Source organism: Shewanella electrodiphila (genome assembly GCF_023283985.1).
Lineage (GTDB): Bacteria > Pseudomonadota > Gammaproteobacteria > Enterobacterales > Shewanellaceae > Shewanella > Shewanella electrodiphila.
The window spans coordinates 119,939-136,210 of record NZ_JAKIKU010000011.1 but is presented as its reverse complement, the minus strand read 5'-3'; the positions used below and the strand labels follow the sequence as shown (position 1 = coordinate 136,210).

Below are 16,272 nucleotides of genomic sequence, written 5' to 3'. Positions count from 1 at the left end.
TTAGAGTCAACAATAACTAATTCATCGTTGTCATTCTTAGTGATTGTAAGCACGTTGTCACCGTTAGTGTCTTGGACGTAAACAGTGTCGCCATTACGGATGATTTGATGCTCACCTTGAGTTGGCATGTCTGGAATTAAATCCGCTGGTAAATCTGGTGTTGTTGGTGCACCTTCAATTGGGTTTGATGCAATTGGCAAATCTGGTGCTGTTGGTACACCTTCAATTGGGTTTGATGCAATTGGCAAATCTGGTGTTGTTGGTGCACCTTCAATTGGGTTTGATGCAACTGGCAAATCTGGTGTTGTAGGATTACCTTCAGGCCCCTGACCTGGCTTGCTATCTTCAATTGGGTTAACCATTTCAGGAGAAACTGGTAATTCTGGCGCTGGTGAAGAATGGCCTCCACTTGAGCTGGTTGATGAACATGCTGTCATTAAAGCAGCTGAGACTAAAGTGGCGATTAATTTAACTTTCATTTGTATTCTCTCATTAATTTGAATCATGACGATGAGTGGTCCCATCTTGTCGCATTACAAGTCACCTGACTTCGTAAGCGCTTGTTATGGGGTGTATATTAATGACTCAATTGTTAAGTGAATAATTGTTAATCTTTATAACACTCATAACCAAAAGTTATCTGATACATATTGATACATACCATTTGAGAATGAGGGTTTGTGTTTATAAATACAGAAGCATCTTGGTTGAGTTGGATAAAACGATGAATGTTCAGGCAATAAAAAAGCCCTTACTGAAACCAGTAAGGGCTTTTTCGTTAACGGTTGATGAGCTTAATCAAACTGCATCTGCGTTAAACAACTTCTACTTATAGAGAGTAGTAAAGTTGGAATTCCATTGGGTGAGTAGTACGAGATACTTGCTCACATTCTTCATTTTTAAGAGTTATGTAAGATTCAATAAAGTCTTTACTGAATACATCACCTTTAGTTAAGAATTCGTGGTCAGCTGCTAAGTTCTCAAGTGCATTCTCTAGAGACGTTGCAACTTGTGGGATCTCAGCTGCTTCTTCAGCAGGTAGGTCGTATAAATCTTTATCCATTGCTTCACCAGGGTGAATCTTGTTTTGGATACCGTCAAGACCAGCCATAAGCAGCGCTGCGAATGCTAAGTATGGGTTAGCGGTTGGATCTGGGAAACGTGTTTCAATACGACGTGCTTTCGGGCTTGGTACCACTGGGATACGGATTGAAGCACTACGGTTACGCGCTGAGTAAGCAAGCATTACAGGCGCTTCGAAATGTGGAACAAGACGCTTGTAAGAGTTAGTGCTTGGGTTAGTGAATGCGTTCAATGCACGAGCATGCTTGATGATACCACCGATGTAGTAAAGAGCGAGTTCACTTAAACCAGCGTACTTGTCGCCAGAGAATAAGTTAACACCGTCTTTAGCTAAAGATTGGTGAACGTGCATACCACTACCATTATCACCAACAATTGGCTTAGGCATGAATGTCGCTGTTTTACCGTATGCATGAGCCGTGTTATGAACCACATACTTCATGATTTGGATTTCATCCGCTTTGTTTGAAAGCGTGTTGAAACGTGTAGCAATTTCGTTTTGACCAGCTGTAGCAACTTCGTGGTGATGCGCTTCAACCACTTGACCTAATTCTTCAAGAATTAGACACATTGCACTACGAATGTCTTGTGATGAATCTACTGGTGCAACTGGGAAGTAACCACCTTTAACGAATGGACGGTGACCTGTGTTGCCGTCTTCGTAGCTTGTACCTGAGTTCCATGCTGCTTCTTTCGCATCAACTTTAACGAAAGTACCTGACATGTCAGTGCCAAACTTAACGTCGTCGAATAAGAAGAATTCTGGCTCTGGACCAATTAATACAGTATCAGCAATACCAGTAGACTTTAGGTATTCTTCAGCTTTTTTAGCGATTGAACGTGGATCACGTTCGTAACCCGTCATTGTCGCTGGCTCTAAAATGTCACAACGAATAAGACCAGTAACTTCTTCAGTGAAAGGATCTAATAAGAAAGAAGAAGGGTCTGGCATTAACACCATGTCAGATTCGTTGATGCCTTTCCAACCGTTGATAGATGAACCATCAAACATTTTGCCATCTTCAAAAAAGTCATCGTTCACTTGATGAGAAGGAATAGAGACGTGCTGCTCTTTACCTTTAGTGTCTGTAAAACGTAAATCTACGAACTTAACTTCTAGTTCTTCAATTTGTTTTAGGATTGATTCAACTGACATTCTTAAGCCTCCGGTAGGGTAAAGGGTTGTCCCTTAATGTAATCTTGTTATTCGTCAGACATCACGTCTGCTTTCGAATTTGATTTGTTATAAGCGACTTTCATGCCAGAAAGATAAGGCATTGATTTAAAATACAATAAAAATATCCCTCTCGCGTAAGGTACTAATAACGCACAACTTCGGTGCACCACTATGCGCACTAATGGTGCAAAAGTCCATTTCGGTGCATTGGTTTTAACGCCATCATTGATCTAGTTCATTAAAGCGTCACTTTATTGCGGCAATATGATCCTTTTTGAATTTTATCTTCTATCTTTAAAGCTTAAATTTTTATAAATAAGCAAGTGTTCAAAAATAATCCTATCTACTCAAGCCTTGCTGGAGTAGAATGGCACGCTTTTTTATGGTGGCTATACTTATTTAGTCCTATAAACTCCTATTTTTATTTGATGGTATAGAGGTTTTATCCGTGTTAGAGAATTTACGTAACATCGCCATTATTGCTCACGTCGACCATGGCAAAACGACCCTGGTAGACAAGCTTTTGGCTCAGTCTGGCACCCTTGAAAGTCGAGGTGAAGCCACAGAACGTGTAATGGATTCTAACGATCTTGAAAAAGAACGTGGTATCACCATTCTGGCTAAGAATACAGCCATCAAATGGAACGACTACCGTATTAACATCGTAGACACTCCTGGTCACGCCGATTTCGGTGGTGAAGTAGAACGTGTTCTATCTATGGTAGATTCTGTTTTATTATTAGTAGACGCAGTTGATGGCCCAATGCCACAAACTCGCTTCGTAACTAAAAAAGCATTCGCACAGGGCCTTAAGCCAATCGTTGTTATCAACAAGATTGACCGTCCTGGTGCTCGTCCTGATTGGGTTATCGACCAAGTATTCGACTTATTCGACAACTTAGGTGCAACTGACGAACAGTTAGATTTCCCTATCGTATATGCTTCTGCATTAAATGGTTTCGCGACATTAGATCCTGATGAAACAAGCGAAGACATGACACCACTTTTCCAAACCATCGTTGAGAAAGTATCTTCTCCTGATGCTGATGCGGAAGGTGACTTCCAAATGCAAATCTCTCAAATCGATTACAACTCATACGTGGGTGTTATCGGTATTGGTCGTATTAAGCGTGGTAGCATCAAGACTAACCAACAAGTGACTGTTATTGGCGCTGATGGTCAGAAACGTAACGGTAAAATGGGCCAAGTATTAGGTTACATGGGTCTAGAACGTCACGAAGTTGATGTTGCAAACGCTGGTGACATCATTGCTATTACTGGTCTTGGTCAATTACAAATTTCAGACACAGTTTGTGCGCCTACTACTGTAGAAGCATTACCTCCGTTATCTGTTGATGAACCAACACTAACAATGACTTTCCAAGTCAACACTTCTCCATTCGCTGGTAAAGAAGGTAAGTACGTCACTTCACGTAATATCCTTGAGCGTCTTGAACAAGAGTTAGTACACAACGTTGCACTACGTGTTGAAGAAACTGAATCTCCGGATCGTTTCCGCGTATCAGGTCGTGGTGAGCTTCACTTATCGATTCTGATTGAAAACATGCGTCGTGAAGGTTACGAGTTAGCAGTATCTCGTCCAGAAGTTATCGAAAAAGAAATCGATGGCGTATTGTCAGAGCCATACGAAACATTAACTGTTGATGTTGAAGAAGAGCATCAAGGTAGTGTTATCGAAAAGCTTGGTACTCGTAAAGGTGACATGCGTGACATGCAGCTAGATGGTAAAGGTCGTGTACGTATCGATTTCGTTATCCCTAGCCGTGGCTTAATCGGTTTCCAAACTGAATTCATGACAGCGACTTCTGGTACTGGTCTTATCTATCATTCATTTGACCATTACGGTCCAGTGAAAGGCGGCGATATCGGTCAACGTGCTCGTGGCGTATTGATTTCTAACGCAACTGGTAAAGCACTGACATTCGCATTGTTTAACCTTCAAGAACGTGGTCGTCTGTTTATTACTCACGCCGCTGAAGTTTATGAAGGTCAAGTAGTTGGTTTACACGCTCGAGCAAATGACTTAACAGTTAACTGTTTGAAAGGTAAGCAACTTACAAACATGCGTGCATCAGGTACTGATGAAGCACAAGTACTGACTCCACATATCGATATGACACTTGAGCAAGCGCTTGAGTTCATCGATGATGATGAGTTAGTAGAAGTAACTCCGCTGAACGTTCGTGTTCGTAAGCGTTACTTAACTGAAAACGAACGTAAGCGTCACAACCGTTCGTAATTCGTTACTCATCATTTCTAATGATTAAAAAAACCCGCTTAGGCGGGTTTTTTATTGCCTGTAAATTACTCATTTATAAAAATTTAAATCGAATACTTCTCGTTTTACAATTCAGTCTAGCCTATAACCTTTTATTATTTTATATTCATCTTGTTTGCATTTATATTCACACCATAAAATAAAACTAGCATGATTTAATTAAGGAATACCACAATGAGCGTTATTTCACAGGTCGATGTCGCCACCCAAGCGAATGTTTATTTTGATGGCAAAGTCATCAGTCGCACCATTCATTTCACTGATGGCAGTCATCAAACCTTAGGCGTCGTATTGCCTGGAGAGTATGATTTCGATACCACCCAAGCAGAAGTAATGAACATTACCTCAGGTCAATTTGAGGTGTTATTACCTCAAGCCACTGAATGGACAACAGTTGCTGCGGGTAATCTTTTTGAATTGGATGCCAACGTGAATTTCAAAATCCGTACATCAGAAGTGAGCGAATATCGCTGTCAGTACAAGTAATTAGCAAATTCAGTTCATCAGTAATTGCTGATTTTTTGTTAAAAAGAGGCTAGTATTAAGGTGATTAAAGCCCAAGGTGAAGGAACCCCAAATGCGCTTACCCCTAATTATTAGCCTTATTTTATGCAGTATTATCATCTCTAGCAGCCATGCAACCGTTTATCGTTGGGTCGATGAAAACGGTAAAGTCCATTATAGTGATGAACCTAGAGAGAATGCTGAAGCTGTTGATTTAAACGCAAACACTCAAAATAGTATTTCAGTCAGTATTCCGACTGAAACTGAAGTGATGAAGAAAAGCGCTGAACCTATCACCTACCGTGTCCGTATCGTTAACCCAACCCAAGAAGAAACCATTCGTAATAACCAAGGTAATTTCACTGTTGTTGCCAGCGCAGCACCAGAATTACCAAAAGGTTACCTACTCGCGTTATACATCGACGACATCCTGTATGGTCAACCACAATCTAGCGCTATTTTTAATGTTACCGAAGTGAATCGCGGCGAACATAATTTAGTGGTTAAGATTTTGACCCAAAACGGCAAAGTCCTTGCATCTAGTTCTGCTAGAAAGATATTTCTACATCAGACATCGATTCTAAATAAGCCTAGACCAACACCTAGAACTTAATAAAATTTATAGTTTTCATATAGATAAAAATTATTTGTTCAGGCGTTTATAAATTGATTGTCGATGTAGAATAAGTTGCACAACGCACCAAATCGGTGCAACATGATGGTGCAACTTCATTATGCAGGACAATTGATGGACACAAATAATCTGCTGAATCATTTAGTTACCGCAGTTTTCGTTATTGATAGCGAATTACGGCCTCACTATGCCAATGCGGCAGCAGAACAGCTGCTTGGTGTTGGTGCAAACAAACTAGTGGAACAGCGCCTCCCAGAGCTATATCAATCTATGGGAGTTGAGATTCAATTACTGATTGATTCAGTTAATGCCAATCAGGGCATAACCATCAATACTGCCTCGCTCATCACCTTAGATGGCGTGCACCATATTATCGATATCACTTTAATCCCAATGGAAAGCGAAGATAACCTCAGTTTATTGGAACTGCGTCAGGTCGATCAACAACATCGCATTCACCAGCAACTTAACCTCGATGCACAGCAACAAGCTGCACAGTTTTTAGTGCGCAATCTCGCCCATGAGATTAAAAACCCATTAGGCGGCCTGCGTGGTGCAGCCCAATTGTTGTCGCGAGAATTAGCTGAACCCGAGTTAAAAGAGTTTACTGATCTGATTATTGAGCAAGCCGATAGATTGCGTAACTTGGTGGATAAATTATTAGGGCCACAGCGCCCTACACAGCATACAGAACATAATATTCATCAAGTGGTGGAGAAAGTCTTAAAGTTGACCGAGTTAGCTTTGCCTGAAAAGGTCAAACTCGCACGCGATTACGACCCATCAATTCCAGATATGAGTATGGATGCCGACCAACTGCAACAAGCCGTGCTTAATATTGTACAGAACGCAGCTCAAGCATTAGAAGTGGAAGGTGGAGAAATCTTAATTCGAAGTCGCACTCAACATCAGGTCACCATTGGGACTCAGCGATATAAACTGGTACTCGCATTATCCATCTTAGATAACGGTCCAGGGATCCCTGCCGAACTATTAGATACCCTATTTTACCCTATGGTAACGGGTCGTGAAGAGGGCTCAGGATTAGGGCTTTCGATTGCACACAATATTGCTCGACTACATGGAGGTCGAATCGATTGTGTATCGGCGCCAGGACACACTGAATTTACGATTATCCTGCCATTACAATAACATGCCATTGATGGCCATAGAGGAAGTAACATGAATATAAGCGAACAAGTTTGGATCCTCGACGACGACAGTTCAATTCGCTGGGTATTAGAAAGAGCGCTACTCGGGGCTAAAATATCCACTGCCAGTTTTGCCGCTGCCGAGTCGCTGTGGCAAGCATTAGAGATCTCACAACCAATCGTGATTGTGTCGGATATTCGTATGCCTGGTACCGACGGACTGACATTGCTTGATCGCTTACAAATGCACTACCCGCATATTCCAGTCATCATCATGACCGCCCATTCTGATTTAGACAGTGCCGTCAGCGCTTACCAAGCTGGTGCATTTGAATATTTACCGAAGCCATTTGATATTGATGAAGCCATCGCACTGGTTGAGCGTGCACTTACCCATGCAACGGAGCAAGTGCCAGTCCCAAGCGAAGAGCCAGAAGTGGTCAAAACACCGGAGATCATTGGTGAAGCGCCATCGATGCAGGAAGTATTCAGAGCTATCGGCCGCCTATCACGTTCATCAATTAGCGTATTAATTAATGGTCAATCGGGTACAGGTAAAGAACTGGTTGCAGGCGCTCTACACAAACACAGCCCAAGAAAAGACAGCCCTTTTATTGCATTAAACATGGCTGCCATCCCGAAAGATTTAATTGAATCAGAACTATTCGGACATGAAAAAGGCGCCTTTACTGGGGCTGCGAATGTCCGCCAAGGACGCTTTGAACAAGCTAACGGTGGTACCTTATTCTTAGATGAAATTGGCGATATGCCCCTTGATGTGCAAACCCGCTTATTGCGTGTACTTGCAGATGGTCAATTCTATCGCGTCGGTGGCCATATCGCAGTGCAAGTGGACGTACGTATCATTGCCGCCACACACCAAGACTTAGAGTTATTGGTGCAAAAAGGCGATTTCCGTGAAGATTTATTCCATCGCCTTAATGTCATTCGAGTCCACCTGCCACCGCTTTCACAACGTCGTGAAGATATTGCTCAACTGGCAACTCACTTCTTAGTCTCTGCGGCAAAAGAAATTGGCGTAGAACCGAAAATACTCACCAAAGAAACTGCCACCAAACTTGAGCAATTGCCTTGGCCTGGCAACGTTAGACAACTTGAAAATACCTGCCGCTGGTTAACCGTTATGGCATCAGGACAAGAAATCCTGCCACAAGACTTACCAACAGAATTACTAAAAGATCCTGTCAGTGCTGGCGAGAGAGTGAATGGCGTATCTGATTGGCAAGTCGCATTGACCCAGTGGATAGATGAAAAACTGGCCGCTGGTGAAAGTGATTTACTCACCGAAGTGCAACCTGCCTTTGAGCGAATTCTATTAAAAACAGCGCTTAAACATACTCAAGGTCATAAACAAGAAGCTGCAAAACGCCTAGGCTGGGGACGCAATACCTTAACGCGTAAATTGAAAGAACTAGAAATGGATTAACTGCAAAAGACTCACTGAAACTTAAAACAATACTCAATACTGCATTAAGGATCACAGTTGAGAACCCAGAACATAGAAGATAGAACATCCTTAACTTAAGGAAAGTACATGACCGGTAGAACCATTATTGTGATGGGTGTATGTGCCTGTGGTAAAAGCACCGTTGGTGAAAAGTTAGCAACTCGCTTAAATGCCAAGTTTATTGATGGTGATGACTTACACCCACGTGCCAATATTCAAAAAATGGCTCGTGGCGAGCCTCTTAATGATGATGACAGGGCACCATGGTTGGAACGTGTTCGAGTCGCCGCATACAGCATCGAATCGAAAAACGAAACTGCCATTATTGTCTGCTCGGCGTTAAAGCAGCAATACCGTGATACGATTCGAAACGGTAATCAACAAGTCGCCTTTCTGTATTTAGAAGGCAGCTACGAGCTTATCTTAGCAAGAATGCAGGCCAGAAGCGGTCACTTTATGAAACAGAACATGGTTGATAGTCAATTTTCGACCTTAGAGAGTCCCAGCCAAGAAGCCTTAGTCGTGACCGTCAATATCGATAATACGATTGAAAATATTGTCACTGCAGCCACTGAACAATTTCGTCAGTTAGGTTATTAATACTGATTGATGTATTGAGTATATTGAAAAACATATACCGAAAAAATGCCGCCAGCAAATTCAATTGTTGGCGGCATTTTTATATTTTGATGCGACGCATTAACTCAAATGATGCTCTTTAATAATCTAATTAATTGGGTCTTGGTGAATGATCACTTCAGCACTATCAAAAGCATCTCGCAGTCGTTGTTCGGTTTTATCAGTAATTTCATGCGCCTCACGTAATAATAACGATCCTTTAAGCTCAATATGGAACTGAATAAAAGTCGTTTTACCCGCCTTACGGGTGCGCAAATCATGAATGCCATGCACACGCTTATCTTGTTTGGCAATCTCGACAATCTGCTCACGAGTTTCTTCATCTAGCTCACGATCAAGCAATGACTGAATTGAGCGATAACCTAAATCAACAGCTTGATGACCGATATACAAAGCAATTAATACCGCAAATAAGCCATCCGCCCACCACCAGCCATACTGTGCCAGTACTAACGCTAACAACACCGCACCATTTAGGAATAAGTCCGACTTGTAATGTAACGAGTCGGCTTCAACTACCGTGCTATTGGTTTTAGCTAAGGCTTTCTTTTGTAGCAGCACCAAGGCAAATGTCATGATTAAAGCAATAATCGACACCACCACACCTAAACCTGCATGGGTAACTTCCACCGGATTAAATAGGCGCTCTCCACCATAAAACATTAACAAAAATGCTGAACCTAAAATGAAGGCAGACTGGGCAAGAGAAGCAAGGGGTTCGGCTTTACCATGCCCGTAACGATGGTCGTCATCTGCGGGTAAAATGGCATAGCGAATAGCAATGAAGTTAACGATGGAAGCTAATGCATCAGCAAACGAGTCGGTTAATGATGCAAGCATACTCGCTGACCCTGAATAGAGCCAAGCGAGCAACTTTATCACGATTAGGATTAGGGCTGTAGCCACTGCAGCGCGACTAGCTAGTTTAACCCAAAAATCGTACTCTGAATCTTTTGTCATAATAGAGGTGATCACGCATTAATCAGCAAGGTAATGACCTCTATTATAGCTGAGTCAGTTAACGATTAACGACGACCTTTACTTTTAACTTTAGTAAAACGTGAGTCAAACTTCTCTTTTTGCTCATCTGTCAGTAATTGATAGATTTCGTTTTGCATTTTCATGAAGTTTTTCATGCCTTCTTTCATCTTAAGTTGCTTAGCATCAATAATGGCATCAGCTTGAGCATCGTCGAAGTTAGCATTGCTAATCAGCGCTAGCATTTCAGCTTTATGTGCTGCACGCTCTTCAGCAGATGGACGGTCAGCTTTATCTTCTTTGTACTTTTCAAAAACTGCTTTAACGTCAGTTTTCTGCGTCTCGGTTAAATCCAATGAGCGAAGCATTTTGCGCACACTCTTATGCATGCTCTTGCCGTGGTGTTTACCGCCGCGCTCACCTTTTTGTTGAGTCTGCTCAGTTTGAGCTGTCGTCTCTGCAGTGCTCGTTGCATATACTTGGCCCGCTAATAACGCAGAAGAAGCGACAAGAGCGATTAAACTGCTTTTTACTGTAAAACGTGATTTCATAATGTCACCTATTTGTTTGCTTAATACATTCTGTGTGAATAAGTCACGACGCTTGAACACATGGGTTAACTCGCATCGCTAACTGAATTTGGTGTTGCTATACCAAGCTGACTAACAAATCCTTTGAAGTCGTTTTTGGTATGAAGCTAGTTTAGCGAATGCAATGTCAGCAAGGGTTATGTGTCGGTAAAGCTATGTAAAGATCTCAAATTCAGATACAAACTCATTTCATCAAGCAGATATGCGAGCCAGTTCACGTATATAAACAAGAATAATTTCCATACTGAACAAACAGTAATGTTTTGTATCAGAGATAACATTGAAGTCTCAGTTTTCCCTCACACTTTCATCAAGGGTACTGAGCTTCTGGTAAATTCTTTTAGGTGTATTAGTTGAGGTTATGGATGAGCAAGTTTTTCACCCGCATGATGATTTTATTTAGCCTGTTAGTTTCAGTGTCAGGCCTAGCCCAAGCAGATGAGTCTGATATTTGGGTCAACAAAACAACCGCCGAACCCTCGGTAAACTTACATTTCTTCTGGTCATCGACTTGCCCACACTGTCGTGAAGCCCATCCTTTTATTGATGCTCTTGCAGAACGTTACAGCTGGATAAACCTTGAAGACTACCTCATCAGTGAACCAGGTAATGTCGACAAGTTAATGGAAATGGGCAAACACACAGGCGTTGAGCCTAAGTCTGTGCCCTACTTTGCCGTCTGTGGCGAAGCGATTTTAGGCTATAACAGTCATGACGTAACGGGTCGATATATTCTTGAACGTTTAGAAGCTTGCTACCAACGTAATGGCGGTAACGCTCATGCAGCAAAAAATAGCCAAGATTTAATGGCAGACTTTTACGAGGATAAATCAACGGCTAACTCGCCATTATTTGAAACCTGTTCTGATAACTCTGACCCAAACAACCCAAGTACCTGTGGTTTAGACTTAGATCCAGACACCAGTACTTCAAACTTTAATCAAGCTGATAACACGCCTCATGTGCAACCCGTAGATATTCCATTAATTGGTGCTGTACAACCCGAAAAGATGTCATTACCTGTACTGACATTGGTGCTCGCTGGTGTTGACGCCTTTAACCCTTGCGCCTTTTTCGTCTTGCTATTTTTACTAAGCATTATGGTGAATGCTGGCAGTCGCAAGCGCATGTTATTGGTCGGCGGGATTTTTGTGTTTTTCTCAGGCTTTATTTACTTCATCTTTATGAGTGCATGGCTCAACCTGTTCATTCTACTAGGCGGTGGCGATGGTGGCTGGATTATCACAGGTGCAGGTTTACTCGCTTTAGTCGCTGCGGGGGTCAATATTAAAGACTTCTTCTATGGCAAAGGGGATGTCAGCTTATCGATGTCAGTTGAAAATCGAGGTAGCCTAATCAAGCGCATGGGGAAACTGTCTAAAACCAGCTCCTTGCCAACACTGATCATTGGCTCAACCATATTAGCAATCCTCGCTAATGCCTATGAGTTATTGTGTACTGCGGGTTTTCCAATGATTTACACCTCCGTATTGTCGATTTCAGGCTTAGATACTATTGAACGCTATATGTATTTAATCGCCTATAACATAATTTATGTTATTCCACTGGCGACTATTGTTATCGTATTCTCAGCGACTTTAGGTAAGCGTAAGCTGACCGAAAAAGAAGGTGAAGTGCTTAAACTCATGTCTGGCATTATGATGCTAGGTTTAGGCAGTATGTTGGTGATTAATCCTATGGCACTGCAAAACGTGGTGTTCTCAGTTGGATTAATTGCAGGCTCAATTCTATTGACGTTTATTGTGGTTAAAATTAAGCGTTTTATGCAGAAATAACCCAAGGATTTATAAGCAACAGTCTTTCAATCCTTCAAAAAAAGCGAACCTGAAACAGGTTCGCTTTTTGTAAAAATGATAGCCTTGGTCATTTCCATAGGCCATTGCCAATAGGGCATTTCCAATTAGTCAGCATCAAAAATACAGAATCAACTGCTAAGATCGATTATCAAAAATAACACGATAGTGTTTATAGCTTTAGCCTGTTTCTGATTTAAATCTATTCACTATAATTATTCACTATAATTATTCACTAGAATTAATTGATCAATATTGTTTTGATTAAACACCACTAGCGGGCTTTTATAATGAACCTATCTCCTTTAGTTATTTCTATTGCTATTTTAGGCAGCTTTTCAGCCACACAAGCGATAGCGAAAACAGCTCAACTCCAATCTGAAGTCATTAGCAGCAGTGAAATTCAATGGGGATATCTAAACCCACTTCGTGGTGATAAAAGTCCAGGAGCAGCCAACCTGTGGGGCGACCGCACTAAAAATATGCCTACTGGCATGCTGGTTAAATTCAATAAAGGCTTCTCGTCGCCACCGCACATTCATAACATTACCTATCGCGGTATTGTGATTAAGGGACAAATGCATAATGACGACCCTGATGCTGCCATTATGTGGATGCCTACTGGTTCATTTTGGACTCAACCCGCTGGCGAAAACCACATCACGTCAGCCAATGGTGAAGCCAATACGATTTTCTTAGAAATCGATAGCGGCCCTTATCTTGTCAAACCATCGGATCAGCATTTTGATAGTGGAGAGAAGCCAATTAATCTTCATGAATCAAATCATGTGTGGTTAAATCCAACTGATGTTAGCTTTATTAATGGCAATGATGTGAAAATGACTGCGTTATGGGGCAGTAACGCCGATGGACAACTTGGCGGCACTATGGTCAAAATCCCCGCTGGTTACAAAGGAGAAATTGACGTCGATGCTGAGGAATTTCGCGGTATAGTGATTGCAGGAAATTTACTATATCAGTCAGCAGAAACAGATAACGCTAAAGCCCTTAATGCAGGTAGTTACTTCGGCTCAACGGGTCAGTTCTCACATAACATCGAAGCCGCAGAAAATGGCGCGACAATTTATATCCGCACTGATGGAAAATACCAGTTGAATACTCAGCCGTAGAGGGGTTCTATCTCATTCAGGTAGCACTGACCAATTTGTAAAAGAGTGCAATGTTACTAACCTTGGTTCCTCATTCGTTATATAGTGTGGTTAATAAATGAGTGAGGATACCAATGAGTCGAATTTTATTAGTTGATGATGACGCAGGCTTGTCAGAATTATTAGCCCAACTTCTAGAACTTGAAGGGTTTGATTTAACCCAAGCATTTGATGGCCAACAAGGCCTTGATTATGCACAAAACCAAGATTTTGATTTAATCCTACTTGATGTCATGTTGCCAAAGCTTAACGGCTTTGAAGTTTTGCGTGCTCTCAGAACCCAAAAGCAAACCCCAGTGCTAATGCTGACGGCTCGTGGTGATGAAATTGACCGTGTGGTTGGCCTTGAAATTGGCGCTGATGACTACTTACCAAAACCGTTTAATGATCGTGAGCTAATCGCCCGTATGCGCGCGATTTTGCGCCGCTCAGCCCTTACCCAAGCCGATAGTGGTGAACAAGATACAATCTCTTTTGGTGATTTGAGTTTAGATCAGGCCAGACAAGAGCTTTACTGTAATGAACAGCTTATTATTCTCACGGGCACAGAGTTTTCACTACTGCACAGCTTAATTACCCAAGCCGGTGATTTGGTCACTAAAGAGCAGCTCAGTGAAACCGTATTAGGCAAAAAATTAATGCCATTTGATCGTAGTTTAGATATGCATTTATCCAATTTGCGCAAGAAGTTACCTGAGCGTAAAGATGGTCGTCCAAGGGTGAAAACCATTCGTGGTAAAGGGTATATCTGGATCCCATAATGACGTTATTACCTTCTATAAACCGTTTATTTGTTAAATTGCTGCTGGGCTTTTGGTTATGCAGTTCGTTAATCATTGGCTTTGTCGGCGTGCTGCCTTTTTTACAACAAAATCACGATCAACAGCCGCTTTCCCATAAACAAGAGCACCTTCTCAAACGAGTAGCGAAGCACTTGATCGAAGAACCAGAGCTACTGGAAAATACTCGTGCGTTAAAAAAACTCAACCGTCATCGCAGTCCTGAAGGTAAAGCGCTCAAGTTTTATATTCTTGACGATGAAAGTCGGGTCATAAATCATCAAAAAGTGCCTCGTACTTTTCGTGAGTTTTTGCTGTTAAGTGAAGACCACAAAGAACCGATAAGTCATCAGTTTCGCACCGAGCTTATCTTTGGCCCATACACCTTTATCGCTGGTGAGCGTCAATACCGAGTTTACAGCCGTATCGCTGATAATCACCCTAAGCCTTGGTTTTTCTTTTTTAACGACCACAAGTTACTCACAGTCATCATTGCAATGTTGATGTCTGGTGTTTTGTGCGGATTGTTAGCATGGAACTTAGGAAAGCCACTGCGTTCACTAAAGCAAAGTTCTAATGCCCTTGCTGGCGGTGACTTATCTAGCCGAGTTGATAAAAAAGTTGCCACCCGTGGCGATGAAATTGGCGAGTTAGCACAAGCCTTTAATAGCATGGCCGACGCTATCGAAACCATGATTAACAATCAACAAAGGCTCATGGGCGATATTTCCCATGAACTAAGAACCCCACTGACGCGATTACAGTTATCCTTAGCGCTTGCTCGTAAAAAAGAGCAAAGCAGTGTTGAAATTGAGCGTATTGGTTACGAAGCCGAGCAACTAGAGGATTTGATTTCAGAGCTACTCACCTTGTCTCGTGTCACCATCAGTAACAATGAGAATAAAGTCCATTTAGAGTTGGCTGAATCATTAAGCCAAATCCTTGATGATGCTGAATTTGAAGCCGAGCAACAGCAGAAGCAATTAGAAATTGATATCCCTGAATCAATCAGCTTAGACCACTATCCAAAATCTTTATCGCGCGCCATCGAAAACGTACTGCGTAATGCGATTCGATATGCTGATAGCAGGGTTACGATTAATGCAGTGCAAAAGAAAAGCCATATCCTGATCACCATTAGTGATAATGGTCCAGGTATTGACGACGCTGAGCTTGAAGAGATATTTAAACCTTTCTATCGCCCTGATAGTTCACGTGTTCGTGAATCTGGCGGTTGGGGTTTAGGCTTAGCCATTACTCAAGCAGCAATTAAGTTAAATCAAGGGGAAATCATTGCCAGCAACCTTGAACCACAAGGCTTACAGGTCAAGATCCGCTTACCTTTAAAAATGCTGAGTTAGTGTTGAGCTTTATTCCGCTCAACGGGTCAACGACGTACATCCCTCATTAAGCGTGATGGATTTAATCTGTTATACAGACTAAATCCATCATGTCTTTCACAGCCTAGAATGTTTGCGTATAATTCCGAGCTCACTCAATCAAGGTAACGCCCATGTTTAATATTGCTCTTTATGAACCAGAAATCGCCCCAAATACCGGCAATATTATCCGCCTATGTGCTAACAATGGCGCAAAACTTCATTTGATTGAACCACTAGGCTTTGATTTAGAAGAAAAGAAACTGCGCCGTGCAGGGTTAGACTATTCAGATTTAACCAATATTACTCGCCATAAAAACTTTGAAGCATTTCTAGAAGCCATGGCTGGTAAGCGCATTATGGCGTGCACCACTAAAGGCAGTCGCCCGCATAGTGAATTGGCATTTGCCAAAGATGATGTATTGTTATTTGGCCCAGAAACCCGTGGACTACCGATGGAAATTATTGAATCGATTCCGACCAGTCAACGTCTGCGCATCCCAATGGCGGCGAGTAATCGCAGCTTAAACCTGTCTAACTCAGTGGCCATTATTAGCTATGAAGCTTGGCGTCAGCTTGATTACGCAGGTGCTGAATAGCTCTTATAT

The 16,272-nt window shown here is 42.0% G+C and carries 14 protein-coding genes and 1 pseudogene; 11 read left to right on the top strand and 4 right to left on the bottom strand.

Going from position 1 to position 16,272, the window contains the following annotated elements:
* Both L2737_RS17845 and glnA read right to left on the bottom strand, forming a co-directional pair.
* A pseudogene (locus tag L2737_RS17845) lies at positions 1-479 on the bottom strand (hypothetical protein); the annotation flags it as partial.
* 350 nt (positions 480-829) lie between these two features.
* Entirely contained in the window at positions 830-2,239 is a 1,410-nt protein-coding gene (glnA, locus tag L2737_RS17840) for a glutamate--ammonia ligase (protein ID WP_102526772.1), read from the bottom strand.
* Positions 2,240-2,708: 469 nt separating this feature from the next.
* Between glnA and typA the strand changes: the two genes are divergently transcribed.
* The 6 genes from typA to L2737_RS17810 all read left to right on the top strand — a co-directional run bounded on the left by typA (position 2,709) and on the right by L2737_RS17810 (position 8,916).
* Positions 2,709-4,520 carry a translational GTPase TypA gene (gene typA / locus L2737_RS17835; RefSeq protein WP_248956636.1) on the top strand — a complete coding sequence of 604 codons (1,812 nt, stop codon included), beginning with the start codon at positions 2,709-2,711 and terminating at the stop codon, positions 4,518-4,520.
* A gap of 213 nt (positions 4,521-4,733) precedes the next feature.
* Positions 4,734-5,045 carry a pyrimidine/purine nucleoside phosphorylase gene (ppnP, locus tag L2737_RS17830; RefSeq protein WP_102526770.1) on the top strand — a complete coding sequence of 104 codons (312 nt, stop codon included), beginning with the start codon at positions 4,734-4,736 and terminating at the stop codon, positions 5,043-5,045.
* A gap of 91 nt (positions 5,046-5,136) precedes the next feature.
* Complete coding sequence (locus tag L2737_RS17825; RefSeq protein ID WP_248956635.1) at positions 5,137-5,676, top strand: DUF4124 domain-containing protein; 540 nt, start codon at positions 5,137-5,139, stop codon at positions 5,674-5,676.
* A gap of 135 nt (positions 5,677-5,811) precedes the next feature.
* The gene (gene glnL, locus L2737_RS17820) at positions 5,812-6,849 is read left to right on the top strand and encodes a nitrogen regulation protein NR(II) (RefSeq protein ID WP_248956634.1); all 1,038 of its coding nucleotides are present in this window, start codon (positions 5,812-5,814) and stop codon (positions 6,847-6,849) included.
* Positions 6,850-6,879: 30 nt separating this feature from the next.
* Positions 6,880-8,295 (top strand): nitrogen regulation protein NR(I), encoded by a 1,416-nt coding sequence (gene glnG, locus L2737_RS17815; protein ID WP_102526768.1) that lies wholly within the window; start codon positions 6,880-6,882, stop codon positions 8,293-8,295.
* Positions 8,296-8,403: 108 nt separating this feature from the next.
* The gene (locus tag L2737_RS17810; RefSeq protein WP_248956633.1) at positions 8,404-8,916 is read left to right on the top strand and encodes a gluconokinase; all 513 of its coding nucleotides are present in this window, start codon (positions 8,404-8,406) and stop codon (positions 8,914-8,916) included.
* Between the two features lie 126 nt (positions 8,917-9,042).
* On the opposite strand, the gene fieF is transcribed toward L2737_RS17810, so the two are convergent.
* Entirely contained in the window at positions 9,043-9,915 is an 873-nt protein-coding gene (gene fieF, locus L2737_RS17805) for a cation efflux pump FieF (RefSeq protein ID WP_248956632.1), read from the bottom strand.
* A gap of 65 nt (positions 9,916-9,980) precedes the next feature.
* A complete protein-coding gene (locus L2737_RS17800; protein ID WP_248956631.1) occupies positions 9,981-10,484 on the bottom strand; it encodes a Spy/CpxP family protein refolding chaperone in 504 nt (167 codons plus the stop codon).
* A gap of 425 nt (positions 10,485-10,909) precedes the next feature.
* Here L2737_RS17800 and L2737_RS17795 point away from each other — a divergent pair, with 425 nt between their 5' ends.
* From L2737_RS17795 to trmL, 5 genes are all read left to right on the top strand, one after another.
* Positions 10,910-12,319, top strand: a complete 1,410-nt coding sequence (locus L2737_RS17795) for a cytochrome C biosynthesis protein (RefSeq protein WP_428848406.1) — start codon at positions 10,910-10,912, stop codon at positions 12,317-12,319.
* 308 nt (positions 12,320-12,627) lie between these two features.
* Positions 12,628-13,467 (top strand): DUF4437 domain-containing protein, encoded by an 840-nt coding sequence (locus L2737_RS17790; RefSeq protein WP_248956629.1) that lies wholly within the window; start codon positions 12,628-12,630, stop codon positions 13,465-13,467.
* A 113-nt stretch (positions 13,468-13,580) separates the two neighbouring features.
* Entirely contained in the window at positions 13,581-14,267 is a 687-nt protein-coding gene (locus L2737_RS17785) for a response regulator (protein WP_102526762.1), read from the top strand.
* Complete coding sequence (locus L2737_RS17780; protein WP_229371752.1) at positions 14,267-15,646, top strand: ATP-binding protein; 1,380 nt, start codon at positions 14,267-14,269, stop codon at positions 15,644-15,646. Before L2737_RS17785 ends, L2737_RS17780 begins: the two co-directional genes overlap by 1 nt.
* 152 nt (positions 15,647-15,798) lie before the next feature.
* The gene (gene trmL, locus L2737_RS17775) at positions 15,799-16,263 is read left to right on the top strand and encodes a tRNA (uridine(34)/cytosine(34)/5-carboxymethylaminomethyluridine(34)-2'-O)-methyltransferase TrmL (RefSeq protein ID WP_102526760.1); all 465 of its coding nucleotides are present in this window, start codon (positions 15,799-15,801) and stop codon (positions 16,261-16,263) included.
* The last annotated feature ends 9 nt before the right edge of the window (positions 16,264-16,272 follow it).

What these genes read in the sequence shown, in the direction of transcription:
- glnA (WP_102526772.1), bottom strand. Translation starts at nt 2,239, where the DNA reads ATGTCAGTTGAATCAATCCTAAAACAAATTGAAGAACTAGAAGTTAAG.
- ppnP (WP_102526770.1), top strand. Translation starts at nt 4,734, where the DNA reads ATGAGCGTTATTTCACAGGTCGATGTCGCCACCCAAGCGAATGTTTAT.
- L2737_RS17825 (WP_248956635.1), top strand. Translation starts at nt 5,137, where the DNA reads ATGCGCTTACCCCTAATTATTAGCCTTATTTTATGCAGTATTATCATC.
- glnL (WP_248956634.1), top strand. Translation starts at nt 5,812, where the DNA reads ATGGACACAAATAATCTGCTGAATCATTTAGTTACCGCAGTTTTCGTT.
- glnG (WP_102526768.1), top strand. Translation starts at nt 6,880, where the DNA reads ATGAATATAAGCGAACAAGTTTGGATCCTCGACGACGACAGTTCAATT.
- L2737_RS17810 (WP_248956633.1), top strand. Translation starts at nt 8,404, where the DNA reads ATGACCGGTAGAACCATTATTGTGATGGGTGTATGTGCCTGTGGTAAA.
- fieF (WP_248956632.1), bottom strand. Translation starts at nt 9,915, where the DNA reads ATGACAAAAGATTCAGAGTACGATTTTTGGGTTAAACTAGCTAGTCGC.
- L2737_RS17800 (WP_248956631.1), bottom strand. Translation starts at nt 10,484, where the DNA reads ATGAAATCACGTTTTACAGTAAAAAGCAGTTTAATCGCTCTTGTCGCT.
- L2737_RS17795 (WP_428848406.1), top strand. Translation starts at nt 10,910, where the DNA reads ATGATGATTTTATTTAGCCTGTTAGTTTCAGTGTCAGGCCTAGCCCAA.
- L2737_RS17790 (WP_248956629.1), top strand. Translation starts at nt 12,628, where the DNA reads ATGAACCTATCTCCTTTAGTTATTTCTATTGCTATTTTAGGCAGCTTT.
- L2737_RS17785 (WP_102526762.1), top strand. Translation starts at nt 13,581, where the DNA reads ATGAGTCGAATTTTATTAGTTGATGATGACGCAGGCTTGTCAGAATTA.
- L2737_RS17780 (WP_229371752.1), top strand. Translation starts at nt 14,267, where the DNA reads ATGACGTTATTACCTTCTATAAACCGTTTATTTGTTAAATTGCTGCTG.
- trmL (WP_102526760.1), top strand. Translation starts at nt 15,799, where the DNA reads ATGTTTAATATTGCTCTTTATGAACCAGAAATCGCCCCAAATACCGGC.